This window comes from Bacillus cereus group sp. BfR-BA-01310 (assembly GCF_022664325.1).
Classification (GTDB): Bacteria; Bacillota; Bacilli; order Bacillales; family Bacillaceae_G; genus Bacillus_A; species Bacillus_A paramycoides.
Window position 1 is genome coordinate 57,123 of the sequence record NZ_JAKUHD010000002.1, and the last position, 25,134, is coordinate 82,256.

Sequence of the window (25,134 nt, forward strand, 5' to 3'; positions counted from 1 at the left end):
AGAAGGAGGTGATACATCGTGAAAAAGCAAATTATACTCTCTCTTCTCACTCTTTCCTTATTTGCAGGCTGCCAAACAACTAATAAAGCCGAAATGGAGCGTGAAGAAGGAAGTCGTGTTCTCGTTTCCAACAAAAACGACATGTATCATACTGAAAACACAAATACAAGATTAACGAGAGTCGGTTATTCTTCTAAACAAAAACATGAAGTACCTAACAAACAAGTAGGAGCAATTAACCGCGAGAAAGTCGCTGAAATGATTACAAGCATGACAGTCAAACTTCCTGACGTCACCAATGCGGCTACACTCGTTACCGATGATGAAGTGTTTGTTGTATACCGCGCAAACACAACTGACCCAGCACTCGTAACAGATCAAGTATATAAAACAGCTTTGTCCATCGTCCCTCGCTATTATAAAGCATATGTATCAACAAACCAAAAGTTGATTTCTCAAATTCAAGGCCTTCAATCCGGTGCATTAAACGATAAAGAATATGAACAAAGTCTTGATATGCTAAAACGGGAAATGAGCAAAAATCCTCATTTGAACAATACGGGGAATCAAACTTTGAATAATATGATTAAAAAATAAAAAAGGTGGAGAAAGCCTCCACCTTTTTTGAATTCATTGAACAAATAACTATTTAAATGAAATTATATTAACGATTATTTCATTTTTTATTACGATCCGCATAAACCTCCATCGCATCACACATAAACTGTGCTAAACCTTCACCAAACTTATCAATATTTTTTGTAAAGCGCTCATCAGCGACATACATTTGACCTAATCCTTTAAAGGCTTCTAATGAATATTCACCGAAGTTTTGCAAGTAATTGTACCATACTCCAATTGCGTCTTGCGCCTCTCTAGAATCAGGTGCGCCGTGTCTAAGCGCCGCTAGCTCTCTATAAATATTATTAAACTCTTCCTGTTTCTCTTTAGACATACCTTTTGCAGTCTCATTCGCTTTATCCACAGCTGTATCTCCCCATCGTTCACGTGCTTCTTCTTCATATGGGTTATGACTAAAATCAAATCCTTCAAATTTCTCTTTATTCGTCATCTCAATCTCTCCTTTTGTATGCTTAATTGTTTTATCAATCGTCGCAATCACCTTATCCAATCTAGCTCGCTTTTCAAGAAGCATTTTCTTATGAAGCTGTAATGCCTCTTCACGGTCGAATGAAGGACTCATGATAATTTCCTTAATCTTCTTCAAAGGGAAGCCAAGCTCTTTGAAAAATAAAATTTGCTGCAGCGTTTCTAAATTTTCATCGGAATACAGACGATATCCAGACTCTGTTGTATCATCTGGGGTTAACAACCCAATTTCATCGTAATGATGCAGTGTGCGCACACTAATTCCAACTAAATCAGCTACTTCTTTTACCCTCATTGTCATGCATATCTCCCCCTTACTACATACGATAAAGTATGACGCAACGTTAGAGTCAATAAAAACTTCATTTTACTTTTGAAAGATTCATCTCTCCACATTCTCCTACATTTCATGCATAATATATATGTACATACATTAGAAAGCGGTGAAAGTATGGTTTCAAATACTGTAATTGCCAGTATCATCATTCAGCTCGTTCTCTCGATTTTGATCCCAATTATTGTACTCGTTTATTTCCGCAAGAAATATAATATTAATTGGAAAATAGTTGGCGTTGGTGTCCTTATCTTTATCGGGTTTACCCAAATTCTCGAAACACCATTCCACCTATTTATGCGAGGAAATCCAGCAACAGCTGCGGTTTTAGAAAACCCATTTATCTTTGCGATTTACGGTGGGTTAACTGCTGGTATTTTTGAAGAATTAGGGCGCTTTGTTGCCTTTTACTACTTACTGAAAAAATATCGAGAATATAAAGACGGTCTTGCATACGGAATTGGTCACGGTGGTATTGAATCAATTTTAGTCGGTGGCTTTTCTGCCCTACAAGCATTAATCTTTGCTACTTCCATTAACAACGGAAGTTTCGCTCAAATGGTTGAAAAAATGCCTGAGCTCAGCCGTTTACAGGACATATTAATTCAGCAACCTGCCTACTTATACTTACTCGGTAGCTTAGAAAGAATTATGGCACTCGTTCTGCAAATTGCTTTCACAATGCTTGTCGTATACGCGGTAAAACAAAAGAAATACATTTTCCTCGTATACGCTATACTATTCCACGCACTTGTGGACTTTTTCGCAGCACTTTACCAAACAAAAATAATTAACATCTTTGTCGCAGAAGGAACTACTCTTCTCTTCGCAATTGGCGCTTTCGTTCTTATTCGCAAAATGAAAGAGAAATTAGTGAGTGCTTCAGAGTAAAAATAAACCACCAAAATTGGTGGTTTATTTTTTATGTGGATTATCGCAATGTTGATAACTTTTTCCGCCTAGAAGCTCCTTCTTTGTTTCTGCATCTATAACGATATACTTATAAAACTCCTCTACTTCATCTTGAGAAAAGGAAGCAAAAAGTACACTTGGCGATCAGGATGAACAAACGAATCTCGAATCACCACTCTACTGCGACAGCCGACATCTGTTTTTTTTCGGAAGGTAACTTCTGCATCTTGTACTTCTTTAAATAAGATTTTTTTACGAACACTATATGTTGCATTTTTGTATTCCTTATAGATTTTCTTATCTAACTGCTCATAAAACAAATCTTCACTCACAAATGACCTATTTTGATTGCTCGGGTATTCTAAGTTTTGATTTGATTGTGCATATGTTGTGGACAGTTGCGTGAGAAAACAAGCAATGAATGCAATAATTATTATTTTTTTCATGCTAGCACCCCAAATTTTCATTATCCACATTACTTTTCCACATGCCCCGGTCCCTATTCTCTTCTCTGTACACAAAAAAGGAATTTTTTCCACATTTGTCGAAGTATATATCGTCAACTTGAAAGATGGGGATGAAATATGAAGAAAATTATTGTAATGCGACATTGTTCAGCAACTGGACAAGAGCGTAATGCCGAATTAACAAATGAAGGAAGAGACCAATCAAACACCCTTGCTAAATTCCTCATAGAAAATCATCTACAAATAGATTACATTATTTCAAGCCCTTTTGTCCGCGCTATCGATTCTATTCGGCCCTATGCGCTCCAAGCTAACTTATCTATCCAAGAAGATGAACGATTAGCCGAGCGGGTATTAAGCGATGCGCCAATGGACGATTGGATGCAAAAACTAGAATACACTTTCACAAACATAGATATAGCCTATTCAGGCGGAGAGTCAACAAAACAAGCGATGGATCGCGCTATCTCACTTATCCAAGAAGTTTTAAAACTAGAGCATGACACAACATTACTCGTTACACACGGTAACTTACTCACACTAATTTTAAAGCACTTTGATCATACTATTGGCTTTGGTGAATGGAAAACTTTAACGAATCCTGATATATACGAAATTACAATCGATGAGCAATGTATCATAAAACGATTATGGGAAGCGCCATCCAAGTAATATCCCTTTCCAGTACATTCAGTTGACACTGCGAGAAGATATGGCGAGACTGCAGTAAAACATAGAGAGGGGTATCATGCAATATGTACGAAGACGTACTTTCTTTACTACATAAAACAAATGCTTCTTATGAAAAATTTGAACACGAACCAGTACTCGACTATGAGACAGATCGCATCGTTCGTGAAAGACTCGGCTTACAAGGTACTCCAAGTAAAAGCCTATTTTTAAAATCAAAATCCGGGGAGTATTACGTATTCTTTACGCTAGAAGGAACTCGCCTCAACCGAGGAGAGATGAAAGAAATAACAGGAGAGAGCTTATCTCTCTGTTCTCCTGATGAGCTAAGAGAAGAGACTGGTTGCACTCCAGGATGTGTAGCTCCTTTCGGTTATTCACAAGATGTAACGATTATTGTGGACAGTTCCATTTATACTTACAATAAAATTTTGATCACACCTGGTGTACCTGAATTTACAATTGAATTATCCACAGAGGAATTAAAAAAGATTTTATCAACATGTCAAAATAGAGTTTTAGAGTATAAGAAAAAAGAGAGCTAATAATAGCTCTCTTTTTTCATTATTTCGCTTCTGCTGTTTTTTCTTTTGCAGAACGTACTTGCTCGTCCGCATGATAAGAAGAACGTACAAGTGGACCAGCTTCACAGTGGCTAAATCCTTTGCTAAGTGCAATTTCTTTAAGCTCTGCAAATTCTGCTGGTGGGTAATATTTAATAACTGGTAAATGCTTCTTAGATGGTTGTAGGTATTGTCCAAGAGTTAAAATATCCACATTGTTTGCACGTAAATCATCCATTGCTTCAATTAAATCTTCTCGTGTTTCTCCTAAGCCCACCATAATGCTCGATTTAGTTGGAATATCAGGCTGCATTTCTTTTGCTCGACGTAAAAACTCTAATGAACGGTCATATTTTGCTCTAGCGCGAACTCGGTTAGATAATCGACGTACTGTTTCAATGTTATGATTCAAAATATCTGGTTTTGCATCCATTAACATTTTTAAGTTTTCTTCTACCCCACCCATATCAGATGGTAATACTTCGATAGACGTGAATGGATTTTTACGACGTACAGCACGTACTGTTTCAGCGAAAACAGCTGCTCCACCATCTTTTAAATCATCACGTGCAACCGCTGTTATAACAACGTGCTTTAAGCCCATTTGTACTACAGAATCTGCTACGCGTTCTGGTTCTTGTAAATCAAGCTCAGTTGGCAAGCCTGTTTTAACCGCACAAAAACGACAAGCACGTGTACAAACCGCACCTAAAATCATAAATGTCGCTGTTTTCCTTACAGCCCAGCATTCATGAATATTCGGACATTTCGCCTCTTCACAAACCGTATGAAGATTCTTAGAACGCATCATTTTCTTTAAGCCTGTATAGTTTTCATTCGTGTTTAACTTAATTTTCAACCATTCGGGCTTGCGCTTATATTCTGTTTGTTTTGTCATGGTTATCAACTCCGCACAATATGAAATAGTTTACCGTGTTCGCTTCTTTCAATGTAACATATCTATTCTAACGTATGAAAGCGATTTGCTCAAATGAAGATTCTAAGATTTTTTCCAATCGTTCCCTATAATGAAATACTCCGTATATCCCACACTAAAAAGAGTGATGTTGTGAAAGGAGTCTATTTCATGCTTCGAAAAATTTCTCTTTTGCTTTCAATTTGCTTTCTTCTCCACCAAAACATCGCTTACGGTGAAGATAATCAGCAAAGCATATATGAAAAGCGCATGGCACTATATAAAGAAACCGAGCAATCTTCAGGCATTCCGTGGTATTACTTAGCTGCAATGGATCAATACGAAAGAAATATACGGAGCGTAAGAAAGGATATTCCGAAAAAACCAGATGCCATCATTTCCCTTTATTTCAAACCTGAACTATGGGCTGGACCTGTTAATAGTAACGATACTCTCCCCCATGCGATTTCTCTATTTGGTGGAATAGGTTTAGATGGTGACAAAGATGGGTTTGCAAATGCAAATAACGACCGTGATCTTCTGCATACGGCAGCAACTATTTTAAAGAAACAAGGAACGTCAGAAGACCGTATTAGAATTATGCTTTGGGAATATTATAGACGTGCAAAAACCGTTGAATTAATTACAGAATACGCCCGCATTTATAGACACTATGGACGTATTAACTTAGAAGGAAATGCTTTCCCTCTCCCTATTCGCAGTGACCATAGCTACCGTAGTACTTTTGGTGCTGGAAGAAGCTTTGGCGGAAGGCGGATTCATGAAGGAACCGATATTTTTGCTAGATACGGCGTACCAGTAAGATCAACTTGCTATGGCATTATTGAAACAAAAGGATGGAATCGTCTTGGTGGATGGCGCATTGGTATTCGTGACCTTCATAATAATTACCATTATTACGCTCATTTAGGTGGATTCTCAAAAGAAATACAGCTCGGACAAATTGTCGAACCAGGAAAAGTAATCGGATTTGTTGGTAGCACCGGCTACGGTCCTCCTGGTACAGCTGGAAAGTTCCCACCACACTTACATTTTGGAATGTATAAAGACAACGGCTATACAGAGTGGGCTTTCGATCCATACATGCATTTGAGCCTTTGGGAACGAAAAGAACGTGCGAATACAAAACGATAACCGTAGCGCATTGCTACGGTTATTTTTTATATTCATTAAAGATATACTAACTATCCGTTTTCTTTTTATCTGGTACAACAACTCCGCCACTTCCATAATAAGTGGGTACCTCACCTTGAACGATGCGCGTTGCAATCGGAATGTTTTGCTTCACCGTAATTTCTTTCGTGTGTAACGGAATCATAACTTGCAACGTCACTTCCACTTCCATAATAATTTTGATCGCTGTATTATTAATTCCTTGCGGCTCAACTAGCTGTTTAATATCCGTATTCACATGACCAATTGGCGTAAATTTAATCGGAATATCTGGTCCTATATTACCAAGAAGCGCATTATCGGTTATACGACCAAAAGGAACTGACATAGATATCCCATTCTCGTCAGAAATACCAAGTGCTTTCATATCCCCTTTTTCTACTTGTTGTAAATATTTCTCTATGTATGCAGTAGTCGATGTTAATATTTCATTTACTTGTTTTGTATTTAAATCAATGGTAGATACTTTTCCGTTCTTATCATTTTGTACTTTCATTAACGTATCCACATCAAATCCTTCATTAATTCGGTCTTTTACCGCCTTCGTCATGACTGCTGTTGCCATTTTATGTGTCTCTGTTTCTCCATACTTAATTAATGTTGGCTGGATACTTTTATTCACAATCCATAATCCTTGTACGACCATTACTATAAAAATAATAAACGAAATAAGCAGTATATACCGAAAGGAAATCGGCCCCCTCCGAAACCGCGAATTGTTCGAACGAAATTTACGCATAAGAAAACCCTCCTTCTTATACTATCTCTATGCAAGAAAGAGGGACGATATATGCTTATCTCATTTTTAATAGTGCATCTTTTCCGATCGTTCCTACTGGAATACCTAAAGCTTCTGCTCCAGTTGTTACTGATTCCAGCGGCGCTTCAAGAAGTTGTTCGATTGTTCTTACACCGACTGCACGGCCAGCGATAATTCCTCGATCTCCTAACTTCTCATTTAAAAGGCCTACATCTAAAGCACCGCACATAATATATCCTTTATCGCTCATTACAGCTAGCAAATTTGTCTTTGGAAGCTTTACGCTAACAGCAATGAACGTATAGTTATCAATTATAATTGGCTCTACATTAACCATAGTTCACACTCCTCTCTTTCTTATCTGTATGACAAGAGAAAAATGAGTGTTACAAGTTAACTAGCCTATAGTTTGACTGAAGATGTATAAGTTATCAACATATTTGTTAACACATCTCTAAGTAATTCTGGCATATAATATTGTTTGTCAGAAAGTGTGGATAGCTCTGGGTATAAGTATCCGAATGTAAACATATCAATCGTTCCTACCGTATATATACGTTCTAATTCCAGCGACTCACCGTTAATCAATACATCTTCTAGTAAAATTTTATTCCCTGAAATTGTATCTGGAATCACTTCTAAACCATCGTAAATCATTTTCCCCATTACTTTTCCTCGGAATCCGAATCCTTTCACTTCAAGGTTCTCCATATTCGGCCTACGAGCTTTCAAAATAACTTCTCTTAACGTTTTCCCCGGTACTTTTAATAGACATGGATTAATTGGATGTGGACAAATTCGATGAATGTCCCCGCGCGTCACAACACCTTCATTTAATCCCTCAAGTAGTACACCAGCGTTCACCATTCCAATATCCGCATCACACCACTCTTTAAGCGCACTTGCCAACATATGAGAAAATGTCGTCTCTTTAAACCAATCAACCGGTAATGATTCTTTTAAATGAACGACAGGCTCAGCCATTATATGTTTGCTTTCTTCCTGCAGCATTTCAATTGTGGATAACGGCTCGCTATAAGCACCTAACCGTTCTGTCTTAATCGCTCTACCGTCTTTTTTTAGGAGCACCTTCGTCTCTTTATCCACAGTAAGCTGAACGTGACCGACGTAATGTCCCCATTTTTCACAACAGCAAAGCAAAGTATCGTTTACAAGAACACCACGCTCAAATAAATGGTGCGTATGTGCACCTAAAATAACATCTATATCATAATGTTTCGCCATATACTCATCCATACTTTTTCCAAGATGAGAAAGCACAACAGTAATATGAGCCGTATCCTTAACTTCTTCTAAAATAGATTCTAAATGGATGATTGGATCTTCAATATGCCAGTCTAACATATGATAAAACTCTGGGTAAGCTACCGTTAATCCGATAAAGGCAATCGTAACTCCATCTGTCGTTGTATGTAATTTATAAGGCTTTGCCCAGGCCGGACGTACGCCCTCTTTTTCAAATAGATTCGCTACGAGCACCTCAAACCCAGCAGCATCATATAGACGATTCAAATGCTCTTTCGCCAATGTAATTCCTTCATTATTTCCAATCGTTACATAATCATATAACGCCTCATTTAATAACTTCGTATTCCCGAGCCCATTTGTTGCTTCCGAAATACTATGAAAACGATCCACATGATCGCCAATATCCACAGTTAAAACAGTCTCTCCTGCTTCCTGTCTGCGCTTTTTCTCCCCTAGTACAAACCGAGAAATTTGCGGCCAATTTTCAAAGTGACTATGTATATCGTTTGTATGATATAGGTGGATGATTGTTTCCTTATTTATATTCAGAGAAAAAACCTCCTCTCAGTTCCTTACTGCCATTTACGCTACACGCGCGCAATAATCCTGTAAATACTTTTCGTCTTTTCTTGCTATTTTACATTGTACTCGCATTATAAGAAAAAGCAAAAGATTCCCCTTTCAACATGAAAAATTTTACATTATTATCTACATAAGGAGGTGTTCTCTATTAATCGATATAGCTTTCTCTCACTATGGTCCTCATTAGCAGGAGGCATTTTATTTATCGCTTCCGTACTTTTCTTGCCTAATCTATTTCTATTTATTAGCGTCCCACTCATTATTCTCGGCCTCATATTCAGCATGATTGCAATATCTAAAAACGAAACGAGCAAATTGAGATTTGTCGGTATCTTTGTCTTACTTATATTAGTTATTTTTATCTTAATATGCGTTCCTTTTATATTTGTAATATTTGGGTTTTAAAGCCGTCTTTTGATGGCTTTTTTTGCAGGTTGAGGGGTATATGCGTCCGTTCACCATGTCTCAATTTGTGGATAAAGTGAAACTTTAATCCGTGGGGGTTTTGTTCATCCCCCACGGATTATTAGCCTTCACCAATCGGGCTTTTACGGGCAGTTGATCTCCCACCTAACTCCTTTGCTTTACAGCCGAATTTTGAGGTGGGAGTCTTACTGCCCACAAATAGCGGGATAAATCGATATATCCTTGTCGAAACGTCCATATATTGTAATAATCGCTGATATATTCGGAGTTGTGGTCGATATATTTGAAAAATCGTTGATATAATTGACTGCATACTAAGTGGGGTATCCCTCACCAAGCTCCACACAATACAAAAAAGCGCCCTGCTATGCAGGGCGCTTCCTCAATATATTATCCAGTTTCAGCGGCTAGAATGTTCGGTGGCTTCGCTTCTTCCGGCGAGGCAAAGAACGCCTCTACGTCAGAAGCTCCATCCCCCTCACATTCTGGACGAGCCGCTTCCACTTTTAAATATTGTCCAGCTTCGCCTCCTAGACCCTCATGTCTAAGAACCTTCCGCACCAGAAGATAAAAAGCATCTTCTGTGCGAAAGAACCTTAGCCACCGGGTCTGAACAGTCGGCTCCGCATTTCTATTTAACCAATAGAACCTTCCATCTCAAACTTGATTAGGCGGTTCATTTCAACTGCGTATTCCATTGGAAGTTCGCGAGTGAATGGCTCGATGAAGCCCATTACGATCATTTCTGTAGCTTCTTGCTCAGAAATACCGCGGCTCATTAGGTAAAATAATTGTTCTTCTGATACTTTAGATACTTTCGCTTCGTGCTCAAGTGAAACGTAATCGTTTTTGATTTCGTTGTAAGGAATTGTATCAGATGTAGATTGGTTATCCATGATTAACGTGTCACATTCGATGTTAGAGCGAGAGTTTTTCGCTTTTGGTCCGAATTGTACGATACCACGGTAAGTTACTTTACCACCATGCTTCGCAATCGATTTAGAAACGATTGTTGAAGATGTGTTTGGTGCTAAGTGAATCATTTTTGCACCAGCATCTTGGTGTTGGCCTTTACCAGCAATCGCGATAGATAATGTTAAACCACGAGCGCCTTCGCCTTTTAAGATAACTGCTGGGTATTTCATCGTTAATTTAGATCCGATGTTACCGTCAATCCATTCCATCGTTGCGTTTTCTTCACAAACCGCACGTTTTGTAACTAGGTTGTATACGTTGTTCGCCCAGTTTTGGATTGTTGTATAACGGCAATATGCATCTTTCTTAATGATGATTTCTACTACCGCACTATGAAGTGAGTTAGTCGTGTAAACAGGTGCTGTACAACCTTCTACGTAGTGTACGTGTGCGCCTTCGTCTACGATGATAAGCGTACGCTCGAATTGTCCCATATTTTCAGAGTTAATACGGAAATACGCTTGAAGTGGTGTATCAACTTTAATACCTTTTGGAACGTAGATGAATGATCCACCAGACCAAACTGCAGAGTTTAATGCAGAGAATTTGTTGTCCGTTGGTGGGATTACTTTTCCGAAATGCTCACGGAAAATATCTTCGTTCTCTTTTAATGCGCTATCTGTATCTTTGAAGACGATTCCTAGAGCTTCTAGGTCTTCTTTCATATTGTGGTATACAACTTCAGATTCGTACTGTGCAGATACACCAGCTAAATATTTTTGCTCAGCTTCTGGAATACCTAATTTATCAAATGTCGCTTTAATTTCATCAGGTACTTCATCCCAAGACTTCTCAGATTTCTCAGATGGTTTTACGTAGTACGTAATTTCATCGAAATCTAAGTCGTTTAAGTCGCCGCCCCATTGTGGCATTGGCATTTCATAGAACTTATCCAGTGATTTTAAACGGAAGTCTAACATCCACTGTGGTTCTTCTTTCATACGTGAAATCTCTTCAACGATCTCTTTTGTTAAACCGCGTCCAGCACGGAAAATCGAAACGTCTTTGTCTTTGAAACCATATTTGTAATCGCCGATATCTGGCAGTTGCTTCGCCATGTTGGTATGTCCCTCCTTAGATAACCTCGTTTTTAGGAACCTTTAACATTACTTATCTTCGTTTAAGCCCTTTTCTAACGCTTTCCACGCTAATGTTGCACATTTAATACGTGCTGGGAACTTGCATACGCCTTGTAATGCTTCAATATCTCCTAAATCAATGCTGTCATCATACTCTTTTCCTAGCATCATGTCAGAGAAAATTTTAGAAAGCTGAAGTGCCTCTTCAATTTTCTTTCCTTTTACTGCTTGTGTCATCATCGAAGCTGAAGACATTGAGATTGAACATCCTTCGCCTTCAAACTTCGCCTCTTGTACAATACCCTCTTCTACTTTCATCGTAAGTTGAATACGATCGCCGCAAGTTGGATTGTTCAAGTTAACAGTAACACTATCTTCTAATACGCCATGGTTACGAGGATTTTTGTAATGATCCATAATAACTTGACGATATAACGTATCTAAATTATTAAATGACATTTGTGAAATACTCCTTTGTCTTGATTAGCGATTCAACAAATGTATCAATTTCTTCTTTTGTATTATATAAATAGAAGCTCGCACGTGCTGTTGAAGAAGCTTTCAGCCACTTCATAAGCGGTTGTGCACAGTGATGTCCTGCGCGAACCGCAATGCCTTCTACATCCAATACTGTTGCTACATCGTGAGGATGTACGTCTTCAATATTAAATGTAACGAGACCAGCGCGATGCTTTGGACCATAAATTGTAACGCCATCTACTTCTGATAGTCTTTCTAAAGCGTATTGCGCTAATTCATGTTCATGCTTTTCAATATTATCAAGACCGATTTCTTCTAGGAAATCAATTGCCGCACCAAGTCCGATTGCATTACCGATAATCGGTGTACCTGCTTCAAACTTCCACGGAAGCTCTTTCCAAGTAGATTCTTGTAAATCTACGAAATCAATCATTTCACCGCCAAATTCAATTGGCTCCATATTGTTCAGCAATTCTTTCTTACCATATAATACGCCGATACCTGTAGGTCCGCACATCTTATGAGCAGATAATGCGTAGAAATCACAGTTTAAATCTTGTACATCTACTTTCATATGAGGTGTACTTTGTGCACCATCAACGACCATAATTGCACCGTTTTCGTGTGCGATTGCTCCAATTTCTTTTACAGGGTTAATCGTTCCAAGTACGTTTGATACATACATGATTGAAACGATTTTTGTATTCGGTGTAATTGTTTGACGAGCATCTTCAATTGAGATTGTCCCGTCTGGTTGAAGCGGAAGGTATTTTAAAGTTGCGCCAGTTTTCTTCGCAACTTGTTGCCACGGAATGATGTTACTATGGTGCTCCATGTAAGAGATAACGATTTCGTCGCCTTCTTTTACATTATCAAGACCATAGCTCGCTGCTACTGTATTTAATGCAGTTGTCGTCCCACGTGTGAAAATAATCTCTTCCATTGATTTCGCGTTAATAAACTTGCGAACTTTCTCACGTGCACCTTCATACGCGTCGGTAGCTTTCGTACCGAGCGTATGAACACCGCGATGCACGTTAGAATTATATTCTTTATAGTAACGTTCTAACGTTTCAATGACTTGAATTGGTTTTTGAGAAGTTGCTGCACTATCGAAATAAACAAGTTGTTTGCCGTTCACTTTTTGATCAAGAATTGGAAACTGTTTGCGTATTTCATGAATATTCATTAGCGAACTTTCCTTTCAATTACCTCAACAAGCTGTGCTTTTACTCCTTCAATTGGAAGCTCATTTACTACAGGTGCTAAGAATCCATGGATGACTAAACGTTCTGCTTCGCGTTTTGGAATACCACGGCTCATTAAGTAGTATAGTTGGGTTGGATCTACGCGACCTACTGAAGCTGCGTGACCTGCCATTACATCATCTTCGTCAATTAAAAGAATTGGGTTTGCATCACCACGAGCTTTCTCGTCTAACATAAGAACGCGAGAAGATTGTTGTGCATTTGATTTAGATGCACCGTGTTCAATCTTACCAATTCCGTTAAAGATAGATGTTGCACTATCTTTTTGTACACCGTGTTTTAAGATGAAACCTTCAGAGTGTTTACCGAAGTGAACAACTTTAGTTGTAAAGTTTTGTGTTTGGTTACCACGGCCAATTGTTACTGTTTTCGTATCAGCAAATGAACCGTCGCCCATTAAGTTCGTTACGTTCTCTGAAATTGTGTTTCCGTCATTCATAAGACCTAAAGCCCAATCAACACGGCCGTCGCGTCCTACAACACCGCGGCGGTTAACGTAAGTTGTTACGTCTTTTGCTAATAGATCAACCGCACCGAATTTCACTTGTGCGCCTTGTTCCACGATTACTTCTGCTACGATATTTGCAATACCTTTAGCATTTTCATTTGCAACGTAGTTTTCTACATAAGTTGCAGTACTGTTCGCATCAGCTACGAATAATACGTGGTTATATACGTTAGCTTCTTCACCGTCTACTAAGAATACAGCTTGAAGTGGAGTTTCAAGAACAACGTTTTTCGGAACATATACGAATGCACCGCCGTTGATTAATGCAGCATGAAGTGCAGTTAGACGATGCTCGTCTACTTTCACGCCGTCTTTCATTAAGTACTTTTGTACTAGCTCAGCATGCTCAGTTGCAGCTGTTACGATGTCTGTAAAAATAACACCTTTTTCTTTTGCTTCGTTTGCTAAAGAAACGAATGCAGTTGTACCAGTACGTTGTACTAATACGCTGTTATTTTCATCGATTAAGTTTTTCACTGCTTCTGGAAGCTCTGTTAAAGAACTTACAGGCTCTTGCTTAGCAGCGTCGCCTTTTCCGATAAAGTCCCATTTTTCAATTTTCGTTTTATCAGGCGTTGGCATTGGAAGTTCAGTTGCTTGTGCAAGAGCTTGTAAGCGGAACTCAGTCAACCAAGCAGCTTCGTTTACTTCGCTTGCGCGCTGACGGATTGTTTCTTGATCGAAAGGTAATGTACCGATTGTCATGTTTATGCTCCTCTCTTACGCTTCTTGCTCTGCTGTTTCGTCTTCAATACCTAATTCTTTTTTAATCCAGTCGTAACCTTCAGCTTCTAGACGCTGTGCAAGCTCAGGACCACCAGATTTAACAATGCGACCGTTCATCATAACGTGAACGAAGTCTGGAGTGATGTAGTTTAATAAACGTTGGTAATGCGTAATCATTAGGCAACCGAACTCTTCGCCGCGCATTTCGTTAATACCTTTAGATACAACTTTTAACGCATCGATATCAAGACCTGAGTCGATTTCGTCTAAGATTGCGATTTTTGGCTCAATCATCATTAATTGAAGAATTTCGTTACGTTTTTTCTCACCGCCAGAGAAACCTTCGTTTAAGTAACGTTGTGCCATTTCTGGATCCATTTCTAGGAATTCCATGTTTTTATCTAATGTACGGATAAATTTCATAAGAGAAATTTCATCGCCTTCTTCACGACGTGCGTTAATTGCAGAACGTAAGAAGTCAGCGTTTGTTACTCCACTAATTTCACTTGGATATTGCATTGCTAGGAATAGACCTGCTTGTGCGCGCTCGTCTACTTCCATTTCTAATACATCTTCACCGTCGATGATGATGCTACCTTCTGTTACTTCATACTTTGGGTGACCCATAATCGCAGAAGATAAAGTTGATTTACCTGTTCCGTTAGGTCCCATAATTGCGTGGATTTCTCCACCTTTTACTTCAAGGTTTACACCTTTTAAAATTTCTTTGCCATCGATTGATACGTGTAAGTCTTTAACCGTTAATGTAGAACCAGCCATCTCAATACCTCCATTAATCCTCTATATACATTTTAAAAGTTCCTAAAACGTTCATATTCTCATTTTATTCTCATTCTAATTTTATATCAAATAAAATGATATCGCAAACAACTAAAAAAAGTAACAATTTTTTCACAAATGTATATAAGTATTTCCTTTGCATCTTTATATGATACACCTTTCTTCTTATATATAAAGAAAAAAGGACTGGTAATTTCCCAGTCCTTTCCTTGTATTTATTCACTTAAAGGAAGCACAGCACCTTTATATTCTTTCTTAATAAAATCTTGAATTTCTTTTGAATGCAGTACTTCTACTAGCTCTTTAATTTCTTTTTTATCTTTATCACCTTTACGAACAACTACTACGTTTGCGTACGGTGAATCATTTCCTTCAATTGCAATTGCATCTTTTTCTGGGTTTAACTTCGCATCAATTGCATAGTTAGAGTTAATTAGAACAGCGTCGCCTTCTTTATTGTTATACACTTGTGGTAATAAACCAGGCTCAATATCTGTTTTGAATTTTAGATTTTTCGGATTATCTGCAATATCTTTTGGAGTTGCATTAACTGGATCTATTCCGTCTTTAATTTTTAAAATGCCTTCTTTTTGCAAAATTGCTAAACCACGTCCATGGTCGGTAACAGAATTACTCATAATAATTGTCGCCCCGTCTGGAAGCTCTTTTAAGCTCTTATATTTTTGAGAGTATACGCCAATTGGTTCTAAATGAATTTTTCCCGCTATTTCAAAATCATATTTCTTATCTTTAATTTCTTTTTCTAAATACGGAATGTGCTGGAAGTAGTTTGCATCTATTTCCTTATCCGCTAACGATTTATTCGGTAACACGTAGTCTTGGAATTTTTTAATTTCTAAATCAATTCCTTTTTTCTCAAGTAACGGCTTTGCCTTTTCTAAAATAACAGCGTGCGGTACGTTAGAAGCCCCAACAACTAGTTTCTTTTCATCTTTATCTTTTCCACCACAAGCAGCTAACCCAAAAATTGAAGTTGAAATAAGTGCTGTAAGTAATAATTTTTTCATTTAAAATACCCTCCCGTTTTCATTATCTTTTATCTATTCGAGTCGTTACGTTATCACCAATCCACTGAATTAAAAATACAACTAGCAATACACAAATTGTTGCGACGATTGTTACATCGTTATTACCACGCTGGAATCCTTCTAGGTAAGCAAGTGTTCCAAGGCCACCAGCACCAACAACACCTGCCATTGCCGTATAGCCTACTAACGCAATTGTCGTTACCGTAATACCAGATACTAATGCTGGTAACGATTCTGGAATTAACACTTTCAAAATAATTGTGCTTGTTTTTGCACCCATCGCTTTTGAAGCTTCAATTACACCTTTATCAATTTCACGAAGTGCAATCTCAACCATTCTTGCGTAAAACGGTGCTGCACCGATAATTAAAGCTGGCAATGCTGCACTTGCTCCAAGAATTGTTCCAAGAAGAATCTTTGTGAACGGAATTAATAAAATAATTAAAATGATGAATGGTATAGAGCGGAAAATGTTTACGAATGCTCCAATCACCGTATTAATTGCTTTGTTTTCCCATAAATTATCTTTCGCTGTCATAAAGAGTAATAGTCCTAAAATAAGTCCTAAAACAAATGTGGCAAGCGCTGCGATTGCCGTCATATATAGTGTTTCACCTGTTGCTTCTAACATTTGATTCCAATCAACATTTGCAAGTAACTTATCCATGAGCAATCACCTCCAGCTCTACTTGATCTTGATGTATTCCCTCTATCGCTTGCTGGATCGCTGTTTCCTCACCATTTAAATGAACAACTAAACTTCCATAAGAACCGTTATTCGTTTGTGCGATATTCCCTTGCAAAATGCTAACTTCTATATCACTGCGCTGCATTAACCTTTGAAGTACCGGTCTTTCTACTGCCTCACCGATAAACTGCAAGCGAATTACTTTTCCATCTGGGTATTTTTCAATTAAACTTTCAATCGTTTCATTCGTATCTTCAGAATCAGTTAACTGCTGTACAAATCGTTTTGTAATGTCTTGCTGTGGGTTACGGAACACATCAAGTACAGGACCACTTTCTACAATCTTTCCTCTCTCCATTACCGCAACGCGATTACAAATCTTTCGAATAACGTGCATCTCATGCGTAATCAATACAATTGTTAAACCGAGACGCTTATTAATATCTAACAATAAATCTAAAATTTGATCTGTCGTTTCCGGATCAAGAGCTGACGTTGCTTCGTCACATAAAAGTACTTGCGGATTATTAGCTAACGCTCTTGCAATCCCGACGCGCTGCTTTTGTCCACCACTTAGCTGAGATGGGTATGCATCGCCTCTTCCTTCTAATCCAACAAGATGAATTAACTCATCGACACGTTTTCTTCTCTCCGCCTTATCAACACCTGCAATTTCAAGTGGGAATGCGATATTTTCACGAACAGTTCGTGACCAAAGTAAGTTAAAATGTTGAAAAATCATTCCGATTTCCTGTCGCGCCTTACGAAGTTCATTTCCAGTAATCGCTGAAATCACACGATATGCAATCGTAATTTGACCAGACGTTGGTTTCTCTAACTGATTAAACAATCGGATTAAAGAACTTTTCCCAGCGCCACTATATCCGATAACACCAAAGATTTCACCTTTCTCTATTTTTAAGTTGGCGTTATCTACAGCAGTGACATCACCGCTTTTTGACTTATATATTTTCTTTACATTTTCTAATAAGATCATGATGTTCACCCCTTTTTTTAATAAAAAGCGCAAGCGGCTCTTTTAGATTTACTCCGCAATTTTTTATTTTTAATGCGTGTAATCTATCGCTATTGCTCATCTTGTTGTTTGAATATCCTCCACATTCAAACAACAAAAAAACCTTTCCGCTTTTAGAGAAGCAGAAAGGTTTATATGCGTATATAACAACATTATCCCTCTCTCTCATCTCTCAAAGCATTTGCTTTGCAGGAATTGGCACCATTTCAACATAAGTTGACGGTTGCCGGGCTTCACAGGGCACAGTCCCTCCACCTCTCTTGATAAGAGAAATCAGATTAAATTTTCGTCTGATTTAAAATTTATGAAATTGTCTATATTTTATGAATTGAATTCTATCAACATCTACACGCCGTGTCAACAGAAATTTTCACAAAAAAAGAAACTTCAGAATTTTAAGCTCCCACTGACATCGGTTTACATATATGAAACATTGATTCAACTAATAGCATCGTTCGATACGTTCCTGAATATTGTACTCTTCCATCACTCACCAACATTTGTAACCTTATATTTCCAGTCACTAATTTTTGAACATCCTCTTCCTCTAAGCAGACGATTTGTTCCGTTCCTCTCGCCTCTTTCAAAAGTTCTATATAATCTCTTGAAATTTGTAATGAACAACATTCATCTCCAAATCGAAAATTAACAGTTCTTTCTCCTTGCCTTAAAAGCGGTTCTAAATGATATTGATCATTAGCGTAATTTACAAATGATTGAAGCAAAGAATATAATTTCACCCTAAATCACATCCTTCATATCACTTTCTATTACATACCATTCCCTCTCACTAAAGAGCAATCCTGTTACTTTCGCTCGACAAATACTGTATCCATCACGCATCTCGACATATTTCCCAAGAAATATGTCGAGGCGGCAAAAACTTTGCCGCCTACTTTAACTCCGTATATAAATATTCAACCGAATGAAATGCATATATCTTCTTCATCAGTGTCCCATTTTCAAAAAGAAGTAAACAAGGTACACTTTCTATCCCATACTCTTTCGCAAAATGCGGAGCATAATTTAAATCTAACATCCCAATTTTCAAATCTTCAATCGTCATCTCAACGACCGTTAACATCTTCTTTGCTAATTGGCATGTTCCACACATTGGTGTATACACATATAACACTGTTTTTTCTTCGTTTTCTATTAGGGCTGTAGCTTCGGCTCCTGTCCAGTCAATCACTTCTATCATTCCTTACCGTAAATATTCTGTATAAACGTCAATGTCAGCTCCCCATAATACATTTGCTAAATGTGAAGAAGGCGCAGTCGCCACCTCGCGATACGAGCGATCAATATAAATATGCTCTGCTTGCGGAAATTCTTTTCGGAATTGTTTTCTTAACTTTTCTCCTGCATCATCAGCATCCACTAGCACATACACATCTTTATCAAAAAACTGATCAATGAGCTCATCCATTTTCGACAAACCAATTGTACCATTTGTACAAACAATTTCCACCGGTTCACGAATAATAGATTCAATCTTTCTTCTGTCCGATTTACCTTCTACAATAATGACTTTTTCCACATAAATCATATGTCATCACCCGATCACCATATACTATACAACCTTTAACTTAGTATATAGTATATTCGTTATTTTCATGTTGTTTCCTGTTTATTTTTGCAAAAGAAAAGCGGAACCGACTGTTTAGCCCTGTTGGCTAAGGTTCTTTCGCACAGAAGACGCTTTTTGTCTTCTCGTGCGGAAGGTTCTTAGACATGAAGGGCTAGGAGGTGGAGCTAGACAATGAAAAGCGCATACGGCTCGCTCAGCATGAAACCTCAACGAAAAAAGTTTTTTCAAAAACGTTCTCCTACATGATAATTAATATATGTATGTTCAAACTCATTATGTAACACACAAAAAAAAGGACAGCACAAAGGCTGTCCTTTCTCTTCGACTATAATTAGTCTTGGTTTGTCATTTCTGCATATTTTTCTGCAGTTAATAACTTCTCAACTTGGCTTGCATCAGAAAGTTCAACTTTAACCATCCATGCACCCTCGTATGGAGATTCGTTAACAAGTTCTGGTTGGTCACTTAATTCTTCGTTTACTGCTACAACTTTACCACTTACAGGTGCGTATAATTCAGAAACTGTTTTAACAGATTCTACACTTCCGAATGGCTCGTCAGCTTCGATTGTTGCACCTACTTCAGGAAGTTCAACGAATACGATATCGCCTAACTCACCTTGCGCAAAATGAGTAATACCGATAACAACCTCATTACCTTCTGTTTTTACCCATTCGTGTTCTTCAGAGTAACGTAAATTATTTGGAATGCTCATGACTGTACCTCCAGTGAATGTATTAATTATGTAAAAATACCTTATTGGTACTTTTTCCACACACTTTCAAACTGCTCTTCGTTAAAACCAAGTGTTACATTCGTTCCATCTGTTACAATTGGACGTTTAATTAACATGCCATCAGATGCTAAAAGCTCGTACATTTCGTCTTTGCTCGCATCATTTAACTTATCTTTTAGGCCAAGTTCGCGGTAACGCATTCCACTTGTATTAAAGAATTTTTTTAATGGCAATTCACTTTTCTCATGTAAATTACGTAAATCTTCTTTTGACGGTGGATTTTCAACAATATGAATCATCTCATATGCTACATCGTTTGCCTCAAACCATTTTTTTGCTTTTTGACATGTGCCACACTTTGGATATGAATAAAATGTTACTGTCATAAATTCACCTACTTTTTTACTAACCTTTACCCTTATCATATAGAAAACATTTTATTATTTCAAACGATTATTCGCTAAACTTTTACTTATTTCGTGATAATTTTTAATAATCCTGCAAATTTTTCTTATTTTTCCGCCATTTATAAGAAAAAAATAAATATATAATTTTTTCTTCACATTCCCTTCCCCCCTCCTTAACCCGAACATACATCTTAAACAAACGTTTATTTAATTTCATATTTTCTACATCAACCTTTTGAAAACATAGATCCTTTCATACCGAACATATACCTTAAACAAACGTTTATTTAATTTCACATTTTTCTATAGTAACCTTTGAAATACATAGATCCTTTCGTGCCGAACATACCCCTTAAACAAACGTTTATTTAAAATAAAAAATAAGAAGCCTCATTTATGGGCTCCTTCATCATCTACTTAAATAATCTGCAATTGTTTGAAATACTAATATATACATATTATGAATATTTTGATCCGAAACAGTATCATTATATAATCCCATACCCCAATATTGCCCCTCACTGCTTCCCATATTTACAAATCCTTGTGTATACATCATTGCTTCATCCTTCGGGGCATTGTCATAATCTAAAGCTTTTTTAGTAAAAATCAAATATGGTCTATCCTGTAATCCGATAAAAAACACTGGCTTCTTTAATGATAAAAATAAGTCCGTATACTGCTCCCTCGATGCTTCTTGAAAATATCCTTTCATGACGAGAAAACCATCATCCTTTGCTGATTTCTCCTGCATCTCTTCTAATTTTACACTTTCAAATTTTATATTTCTAAATGTATCTTTCGGTTTTTCACCAACAACTCCAATTACGAGTGCTCTTCCGTTATATTCTAATTTCTCTCCTTCTTTATCTTTGGCACACCCAGCCCCCACCAGGCATAACAATATAAAAGCTAAGAAATAAAATGAACGCTTCATTTAGCACCCTCTCCCTCTTTTAAGTCAAGTGACAAAAATGTAAGGTGAATTCGATAGCCCAATTGGATTTTCTATATTATAATCAATTGAATTTACTTACATTACTAAAACATAGGAGATTATCATGAAGAAATTTAAACTTTCATCTTTTCTTCCGTTAAGTTATATACTTCTACTCGTACTCGTAAGCCCCCTTTACGATGTATTAAATAAATCTACTGTTCACGCAGTAAACGTCACAACTATAGTAGACAATTGGATTCCATTTGTGAAAGCATTTATTATTCCTTATTTACTTTGGTTTCCATACTTATACGGTGCACTTATTTATTACTGTTTTACTGATCGAAAGCAATATTACGTCACTTTAAGTAGTGTAATTCTTGGAAAACTTGCTTGTTTTTCTATTTATTATTTTTGGCAGACAACTGTACCACGTCCAACTGTCGTTGGAACAGACGTATTTTCCGAACTAGTCCGCTATATCTATAGTATTGATCAACCAGTAAACTGTTTCCCTAGCATTCACGTTCTTACAACATTTGTAATTATGTTAGCTGCCTTTAAGCGTAGAGAACAGCACGCTTTTGAATATTACATCCTTACGTTCTTCGGTACACTTATCATTTTATCAACATTATTTACGAAGCAGCATGCATTCGTAGATGCCGTTTCTGGTATGCTACTCGCGGGTATACTATACTTCGGTGTTCAACTCTTGTTAGCAAAAGAAACAACGACAGTTCCCGTGAAACAAAATCATAAAATGTAACTAAAAAAGCAGACTGTGGCTTCTTCAGTCTGCTTTTATCTATATTAAGGAGATTTTCAAATTAAGATTGCGGTACAGTCATATCACCTGAATGGATACGACCTGCTTTTTTAAGAGCAATGTAAAGTATATAAGAAACAGCTACTGGGATGATGATATAAGTGATTACCATCGCTGGGACAACTTCCCATCCTTGGCTGGAAATTAAATTAATTGGTGCGATAAGAGAGCTTAATCCAAGTCCTGCAATTTCTTTTCCTGCTTCTAGTTGGAAAATTAATGCTGATACCGGGCCGACTATAGCGCTGGCGACGACAGTTGGGACGAGAATCATTGGGTTTTTAGTAATGTTCGGCAACTGTACTTTTGGAGTACAAAGTGCCTGAGCTAATATGCCACCTAAATTATTTTCTTTCGCTGAAATAACAGAGAATCCGATAAATTGAGCAACACATCCTGCAAGTGCTGCACCTCCTGCAACACCATCTAAGCTAAGTGCTATCGCTAAAGCAGCTGATGAAGCTGGAGAGATAAGTAACAATCCCCAAACTACAGCAATCACGATAGAAGCGATAAATGGGCTACCAGCTGAACTATCTTTAATGAATGCTCCAACTGTATTTAAAACTGGGCTAATATTTTGAGCTAACCAAATACCGACTAAACCAGAACCTAATATCGCTGCAAATGGAACGAGCATCATATCTAAAGCAGTTTTTCCACTTAATCGTTTACCGATATAAACTGCTAAAGTCGCTGTTAATAATGCACCGATTGGTTCACCTGTTTTAATGATAAGACCAGCTTCAGTAATTGAAATTGATCCAGCTCCAATTGCTCCAGCTACCATCGCCGAAAAGATTACGAGCCCGTTTGCACCGAGCATAAAAGCAATTCCGGCTCCAATTGCTGGTGCCATAAGTGATTTTGCAACAACCCCGATTGTAATAAGTAGTGGGATATCAACAATTCTTCCTATATTTTCGATCAGTAAACCAATTCCAAGGGATACGAAAATACCCTGTGCGATTCCGGCAGATGCTTTAAACACACGAGACATTATATATTCCTTCATTTGTTTCACCTTCTTCTATAAGTTAGTAACCAATTGTCTTCATATAATCGCGTAAAACATCGTTTGATTTTGCAAAGCGACTTTCTTCATCTTCTAATAAGTTCAGCTCTACAACTTCCCTTACACCGCCTCTAGTAATAATTGCTGGTACTCCAGTACAAATATCGTATTCGCCATATTCACCATCTAAAATAGCTGAAACAGCGATAACACGGTGATCATCATTGAAAATTGAACGAGCAATATAAGCTAAAGAATTTCCAATTCCGTAATAAGTAGTTCCTTTACGTTTATAAATTTCCCACCCAGCTTTTGCAGTCTTCTCAACAATTTCATCTAAATCTATCTCACCTAAACGTTCTTTTTGTTCCTCTAAAATTTGTAGAATTGGCTTTCCACCAACAGTTACGTGAGACCAAGCAACCATTTGAGAATCACCATGTTCTCCTAATGAATATCCATGAATGCTACGAGGATCTACCCCTAACATTTCAGATAAAATAGTTCTTAAGCGAGAAGAATCTAATGATGTACCAGTACCAAGCACGCGATTTCTTGGTAAACCAGATAATTTCCAAACTTGATATGTAATAATGTCAACTGGGTTCGATGCGATTAAGAAAATGCCATTAAATCCACTTTCCATTACGCCACTTACGACACTTTCCATAATCTTTGCGCTTGTTCCTAAAGTATCTAAACGACTTTGTCCGGGCTTCGGTGCTGGTCCTGCTGTAATAATTACAATGTCCATATCTTTGCAGTCTTCATAGCTTCCTGCATATACTTTTGTTCTTGTATTTGTAAAGTTAATGCAGTGCGATAAGTCCATCGCTTCTCCAACTGCACGTTCATGATTTATATCAATTAATAATAGCTCTTCGCAAATACCTTGGTTTACAATGGAGTACGCACAGCTTGATCCAACTAACCCAGTACCGATAATTGCAATTTTTCTTGTATTTCTATTCATGGCGATCTCCCCCAATTGATCATGTAATCTATTTCTTTTGTTCTTTACACTCTTAATTATAGAGATTCTCACAGTAGAAACCATGGATACTTTGTGAAATATTGAACAAAGTTTTTGTCCTTTTTGTGAAATGCTATATTCTATTTTCGTCATATTTGTTACAACTGGAAAAATATTTATTTTGTATTTATTGACATATACAAAAATAAAAAAACGAGCGAATCCATTCGCTCGTTTTTTTCATCGTACTATTCGGCACTTAATTGACTTTTTAATTGTTGGACAATCATTTGATTGGCAGGTGCAGCTGGTTTATAATAGTTTTTTTGCTTTGCGTATTCATACATATTACGTTGACGCATTTCATCTTGATTACGAATTTGAATTAAAGTTTGATGTAACTGTTCATTATCAGACTGAGAAATATAATTTGCATAACTTGTTAAACTTGCATTTAATCCTGCTAAATAATCATTTACCATATCTTTTTCATTCATCTTTCGCTTCCTCCTATCCTAAAAAAGTCATTAGTTGTTGCTTCGTATTTCGTGCATCTTGTGCATCCTTCTCAAGCATTTGCTTTAACTGCGGGTCCGTACAAGCCTGTGCATACTGTTCTAACTTGTTAATAATTGTTGCGTGTCCACCGATCAAATGACGTAAGTTTTCCACTTCAAGCTCTGTTAAATTTTGCATAGAATACTCCTACCTTTCTTTGTTCATTCAATATTAGTATTTAGTTCTTTTGGGATTGTATTCATTAATTTTTCCCACGTATAAACAAAATAAAAGATGAATAGCTAAGCCATT

At 37.4% G+C, this 25,134-nt stretch carries 30 protein-coding genes, 1 pseudogene and 1 riboswitch; of the genes and pseudogenes, 6 read left to right on the plus strand and 25 right to left on the minus strand.

Annotated features, from left to right (window positions below; genetic code table 11):
* The first annotated feature begins 18 nt into the window (after positions 1–18).
* On the plus strand, positions 19–597 hold the full coding sequence (locus MR109_RS05385) for a YhcN/YlaJ family sporulation lipoprotein (RefSeq protein ID WP_242271245.1): 579 nt from the start codon (positions 19–21) through the stop codon (positions 595–597).
* A 79-nt stretch (positions 598–676) separates the two neighbouring features.
* On the opposite strand, the gene MR109_RS05390 is transcribed toward MR109_RS05385, so the two are convergent.
* A complete protein-coding gene (locus MR109_RS05390) occupies positions 677–1,411 on the minus strand; it encodes a MerR family transcriptional regulator (RefSeq protein WP_242271246.1) in 735 nt (244 codons plus the stop codon).
* A 108-nt stretch (positions 1,412–1,519) separates the two neighbouring features.
* Between MR109_RS05390 and MR109_RS05395 the strand changes: the two genes are divergently transcribed.
* Positions 1,520–2,335: a YhfC family intramembrane metalloprotease gene (locus MR109_RS05395; RefSeq protein WP_071718360.1), complete on the plus strand. Its 816-nt coding sequence runs from the start codon at positions 1,520–1,522 to the stop codon at positions 2,333–2,335.
* A gap of 24 nt (positions 2,336–2,359) precedes the next feature.
* Here the strand turns inward: MR109_RS05395 and MR109_RS05400 are convergent.
* Positions 2,360–2,802 (minus strand): annotated as a pseudogene (locus MR109_RS05400) (hypothetical protein).
* A 138-nt stretch (positions 2,803–2,940) separates the two neighbouring features.
* On the opposite strand from MR109_RS05400, the gene MR109_RS05405 reads away from it, so the two are divergent.
* Together MR109_RS05405 and MR109_RS05410 are read left to right on the plus strand one after the other, a co-directional pair.
* On the plus strand, positions 2,941–3,495 hold the full coding sequence (locus MR109_RS05405; protein WP_242271247.1) for a histidine phosphatase family protein: 555 nt from the start codon (positions 2,941–2,943) through the stop codon (positions 3,493–3,495).
* A gap of 83 nt (positions 3,496–3,578) precedes the next feature.
* On the plus strand, positions 3,579–4,058 hold the full coding sequence (locus tag MR109_RS05410) for a YbaK/EbsC family protein (protein ID WP_071718362.1): 480 nt from the start codon (positions 3,579–3,581) through the stop codon (positions 4,056–4,058).
* A 19-nt stretch (positions 4,059–4,077) separates the two neighbouring features.
* Here the strand turns inward: MR109_RS05410 and lipA are convergent, their stop codons facing one another.
* Positions 4,078–4,974, minus strand: a complete 897-nt coding sequence (gene lipA, locus MR109_RS05415; RefSeq protein ID WP_242271248.1) for a lipoyl synthase — start codon at positions 4,972–4,974, stop codon at positions 4,078–4,080.
* Between the two features lie 189 nt (positions 4,975–5,163).
* Here lipA and MR109_RS05420 point away from each other — a divergent pair, with 189 nt between their 5' ends.
* Positions 5,164–6,147 (plus strand): M23 family metallopeptidase, encoded by a 984-nt coding sequence (locus MR109_RS05420; protein ID WP_098473677.1) that lies wholly within the window; start codon positions 5,164–5,166, stop codon positions 6,145–6,147.
* A 46-nt stretch (positions 6,148–6,193) separates the two neighbouring features.
* On the opposite strand, the gene yunB is transcribed toward MR109_RS05420, so the two are convergent.
* From yunB to MR109_RS05510, 18 genes are all read right to left on the minus strand, one after another.
* Positions 6,194–6,925 carry a sporulation protein YunB gene (gene yunB, locus MR109_RS05425; protein ID WP_242271249.1) on the minus strand — a complete coding sequence of 244 codons (732 nt, stop codon included), beginning with the start codon at positions 6,923–6,925 and terminating at the stop codon, positions 6,194–6,196.
* A 55-nt stretch (positions 6,926–6,980) separates the two neighbouring features.
* On the minus strand, positions 6,981–7,283 hold the full coding sequence (locus MR109_RS05430; RefSeq protein WP_002015926.1) for a YunC family protein: 303 nt from the start codon (positions 7,281–7,283) through the stop codon (positions 6,981–6,983).
* 65 nt (positions 7,284–7,348) lie between these two features.
* The gene (locus tag MR109_RS05435) at positions 7,349–8,764 is read right to left on the minus strand and encodes a bifunctional metallophosphatase/5'-nucleotidase (RefSeq protein WP_277930970.1); all 1,416 of its coding nucleotides are present in this window, start codon (positions 8,762–8,764) and stop codon (positions 7,349–7,351) included.
* An 849-nt stretch (positions 8,765–9,613) separates the two neighbouring features.
* Complete coding sequence (locus tag MR109_RS05440) at positions 9,614–9,784, minus strand: hypothetical protein (protein ID WP_242271250.1); 171 nt, start codon at positions 9,782–9,784, stop codon at positions 9,614–9,616.
* Between the two features lie 74 nt (positions 9,785–9,858).
* Positions 9,859–11,256, minus strand: a complete 1,398-nt coding sequence (gene sufB / locus MR109_RS05445; RefSeq protein WP_002174060.1) for a Fe-S cluster assembly protein SufB — start codon at positions 11,254–11,256, stop codon at positions 9,859–9,861.
* Positions 11,257–11,304: 48 nt separating this feature from the next.
* Complete coding sequence (gene sufU / locus MR109_RS05450; RefSeq protein WP_000009523.1) at positions 11,305–11,736, minus strand: Fe-S cluster assembly sulfur transfer protein SufU; 432 nt, start codon at positions 11,734–11,736, stop codon at positions 11,305–11,307.
* Complete coding sequence (sufS, locus tag MR109_RS05455; protein ID WP_071718370.1) at positions 11,726–12,946, minus strand: cysteine desulfurase SufS; 1,221 nt, start codon at positions 12,944–12,946, stop codon at positions 11,726–11,728. The genes sufU and sufS overlap by 11 nt, the downstream gene beginning before the upstream one ends.
* On the minus strand, positions 12,946–14,238 hold the full coding sequence (sufD, locus tag MR109_RS05460) for a Fe-S cluster assembly protein SufD (RefSeq protein ID WP_098305409.1): 1,293 nt from the start codon (positions 14,236–14,238) through the stop codon (positions 12,946–12,948). The genes sufS and sufD overlap by 1 nt, the downstream gene beginning before the upstream one ends.
* A 15-nt stretch (positions 14,239–14,253) precedes the next feature.
* Positions 14,254–15,039, minus strand: a complete 786-nt coding sequence (gene sufC, locus MR109_RS05465; protein ID WP_000929159.1) for a Fe-S cluster assembly ATPase SufC — start codon at positions 15,037–15,039, stop codon at positions 14,254–14,256.
* A gap of 236 nt (positions 15,040–15,275) precedes the next feature.
* Positions 15,276–16,088, minus strand: a complete 813-nt coding sequence (metQ, locus tag MR109_RS05470; protein WP_025149602.1) for a methionine ABC transporter substrate-binding lipoprotein MetQ — start codon at positions 16,086–16,088, stop codon at positions 15,276–15,278.
* Between the two features lie 22 nt (positions 16,089–16,110).
* The gene (locus MR109_RS05475) at positions 16,111–16,776 is read right to left on the minus strand and encodes a methionine ABC transporter permease (protein WP_002174064.1); all 666 of its coding nucleotides are present in this window, start codon (positions 16,774–16,776) and stop codon (positions 16,111–16,113) included.
* Positions 16,769–17,794, minus strand: coding sequence for a methionine ABC transporter ATP-binding protein (locus MR109_RS05480; RefSeq protein ID WP_242271251.1), 1,026 nt, complete (start codon positions 17,792–17,794; stop codon positions 16,769–16,771). The genes MR109_RS05475 and MR109_RS05480 overlap by 8 nt, the downstream gene beginning before the upstream one ends.
* A gap of 201 nt (positions 17,795–17,995) precedes the next feature.
* Positions 17,996–18,103: riboswitch (SAM riboswitch) on the minus strand.
* A 125-nt stretch (positions 18,104–18,228) separates the two neighbouring features.
* The gene (locus tag MR109_RS05485) at positions 18,229–18,573 is read right to left on the minus strand and encodes a hypothetical protein (RefSeq protein ID WP_242271252.1); all 345 of its coding nucleotides are present in this window, start codon (positions 18,571–18,573) and stop codon (positions 18,229–18,231) included.
* Between the two features lie 152 nt (positions 18,574–18,725).
* Positions 18,726–19,034: a thioredoxin family protein gene (locus MR109_RS05490; protein WP_083594635.1), complete on the minus strand. Its 309-nt coding sequence runs from the start codon at positions 19,032–19,034 to the stop codon at positions 18,726–18,728.
* 3 nt (positions 19,035–19,037) lie between these two features.
* The gene (locus tag MR109_RS05495) at positions 19,038–19,382 is read right to left on the minus strand and encodes a toprim domain-containing protein (RefSeq protein WP_000640865.1); all 345 of its coding nucleotides are present in this window, start codon (positions 19,380–19,382) and stop codon (positions 19,038–19,040) included.
* Between the two features lie 373 nt (positions 19,383–19,755).
* The gene (gene gcvH / locus MR109_RS05500; RefSeq protein WP_000026896.1) at positions 19,756–20,139 is read right to left on the minus strand and encodes a glycine cleavage system protein GcvH; all 384 of its coding nucleotides are present in this window, start codon (positions 20,137–20,139) and stop codon (positions 19,756–19,758) included.
* A 41-nt stretch (positions 20,140–20,180) separates the two neighbouring features.
* Positions 20,181–20,546 (minus strand): arsenate reductase family protein, encoded by a 366-nt coding sequence (locus MR109_RS05505; RefSeq protein ID WP_242271253.1) that lies wholly within the window; start codon positions 20,544–20,546, stop codon positions 20,181–20,183.
* Between the two features lie 430 nt (positions 20,547–20,976).
* Complete coding sequence (locus MR109_RS05510) at positions 20,977–21,504, minus strand: hypothetical protein (RefSeq protein WP_242271254.1); 528 nt, start codon at positions 21,502–21,504, stop codon at positions 20,977–20,979.
* Positions 21,505–21,628: 124 nt separating this feature from the next.
* On the opposite strand from MR109_RS05510, the gene MR109_RS05515 reads away from it, so the two are divergent.
* Positions 21,629–22,276, plus strand: a complete 648-nt coding sequence (locus tag MR109_RS05515; RefSeq protein ID WP_242271255.1) for a phosphatase PAP2 family protein — start codon at positions 21,629–21,631, stop codon at positions 22,274–22,276.
* 61 nt (positions 22,277–22,337) lie between these two features.
* Here the strand turns inward: MR109_RS05515 and MR109_RS05520 are convergent, their stop codons facing one another.
* The 4 genes from MR109_RS05520 to MR109_RS05535 form a co-directional block, all read right to left on the minus strand.
* Positions 22,338–23,351 (minus strand): PTS sugar transporter subunit IIC, encoded by a 1,014-nt coding sequence (locus MR109_RS05520; protein ID WP_002089394.1) that lies wholly within the window; start codon positions 23,349–23,351, stop codon positions 22,338–22,340.
* 22 nt (positions 23,352–23,373) lie between these two features.
* Complete coding sequence (locus MR109_RS05525) at positions 23,374–24,324, minus strand: L-lactate dehydrogenase (RefSeq protein WP_242271256.1); 951 nt, start codon at positions 24,322–24,324, stop codon at positions 23,374–23,376.
* Positions 24,325–24,572: 248 nt separating this feature from the next.
* Positions 24,573–24,821: a spore coat protein gene (locus MR109_RS05530; protein ID WP_002174072.1), complete on the minus strand. Its 249-nt coding sequence runs from the start codon at positions 24,819–24,821 to the stop codon at positions 24,573–24,575.
* A gap of 13 nt (positions 24,822–24,834) precedes the next feature.
* Positions 24,835–25,020, minus strand: a complete 186-nt coding sequence (locus MR109_RS05535; protein ID WP_002089398.1) for a hypothetical protein — start codon at positions 25,018–25,020, stop codon at positions 24,835–24,837.
* Positions 25,021–25,134: the final 114 nt, after the last annotated feature.